The sequence below is a fragment of the Mesorhizobium sp. IMUNJ 23232 genome, assembly GCF_044326205.1.
Lineage (GTDB): Bacteria > Pseudomonadota > Alphaproteobacteria > Rhizobiales > Rhizobiaceae > Kumtagia.
In genome coordinates this window covers 1-968 of record NZ_JBIRCY010000164.1, presented here as the reverse complement: position 1 = coordinate 968, position 968 = coordinate 1, and the positions used below count along the sequence as shown (strand labels likewise).

General features: G+C 60.8%; 1 protein-coding gene. It reads right to left on the bottom strand.

Annotation, left to right across the window (positions count from 1 at the left end; genetic code table 11):
- Positions 1-938 (bottom strand): IS4 family transposase (locus tag ACH196_RS38120; protein ID WP_396651991.1); only part of this gene is annotated, 938 nt, incomplete at its 3' end.
- Positions 939-968 lie beyond the last annotated feature (30 nt).

Below are 968 nucleotides of genomic sequence, written 5' to 3'. Positions count from 1 at the left end.
ATGCCCATGGAATGCGTGGCGCAGCGATAGGCCCATGTGATGGCGAGCATGATGATGACGATGAGGCTTGCCAGCTTTTCGGGATCGGTGATGTGGGTGTCTTCGATGTTGAGACCGCGGGTCTTGGCGTCGCCAAACATGCACTCGATGCCCCAGCGCTTTCGATAGTCGTTGAGCGCCTGTTTCGGGTCGGGGCGGTTGGTGGCGATGATGAGCCATTCGCCGTTTGCCAGGCGCTTTGCGACAAGGCTGAGCTGCTCGCGTGTTGCGCCTTCTGTGCCGTTGAGATGTGCTTTGCAGATGAAGGTGGCGGATCGCGCCCGCCTGCGCCGCAGCAGCGTTGCAAGCGACCATGTGCGACCGTCATCGAGGGTGGCGGTCATGCCGGTCTTCACGCGGATGGCGAAGGGGATATTGTTTTCATTGAGGAAATCCATCCATTCTTGACCGATGAACTCGCGGTCGGCGAGCAGACAGCGGATCGATGCAGCGCCAAACAGGCTGAGATAGCGCCGCATCAGCGCGATGCGGAGGCCCGTGTCGCTGTTGCCCTGATGCGGCAGCAGGCAAAACAGCAGCGGCACCCGGAAGCGGCGGGTGACGACCGCCAGCATCAGGATGTTGATGTCGCGCGATCCGAGCTTCCAGTTGGTGCGGTCGAGCGCCAGGAATTTGGGGCGCTCCAGATCGAGCATGCGCAGCACCAGACGCGCCGCCACGGCCTGGTCGAGCCGGACAAACTGGAAGAAGCGCTGCAGGCGCCGATATTTCGATGCATGCAAGGCCGAGCCGCAGAGATGCGCGGCAAGATGCGACAGGTTGACGGTGCGCGACTGAACAAGCCCAACGACCAGAGCAGCAAGTGTCAAAAGCCGGCTCTTGCTCAGTCCGAAGTGGATGCCTAACGTCTCCATGAGAACGGTATGAACGGGCGCCATGAGTGAAGATCCTTTGCCGAGGAATCTTCA